1 protein-coding gene is annotated in these 235 nt (G+C 59.1%); it reads left to right on the top strand.

Annotated elements, in window-relative coordinates; genetic code table 11:
* Positions 1 to 17: 17 nt before the first annotated feature.
* On the top strand, positions 18 to 235 hold a 218-nt coding region (locus RMT89_RS45510; protein WP_315889615.1), incomplete at its 3' end, for a cytochrome P450.

The following is a 235-nucleotide window of genomic DNA, read 5'->3' as shown; positions in this document are numbered from 1 at the left end:
GATTCACGCCCTCGATCGTGGCGTGGCGGCGGCGTGTCAATTCTGCAACCAGCATCGGCGGCGTCAGTCTCCCGGAAAAATCCAATCTGCTGCTGCTTCTCGGTTCCGGCAACCGCGATGAAGCGGTCTTCGAACATCCGGATCGCTTCGATATCCGCCGCAAGAATGCCCGCGCGCATTTATCGTTGGGCTATGGCATCCACTATTGCCTGGGAGCACAGCTGGCCAAGTTGCA

The organism is Streptomyces sp. P17 (assembly GCF_032436805.1).
GTDB lineage: Bacteria > Actinomycetota > Actinomycetes > Streptomycetales > Streptomycetaceae > Streptomyces.
This window is presented reverse-complemented; position numbering and strand designations above follow the sequence as displayed.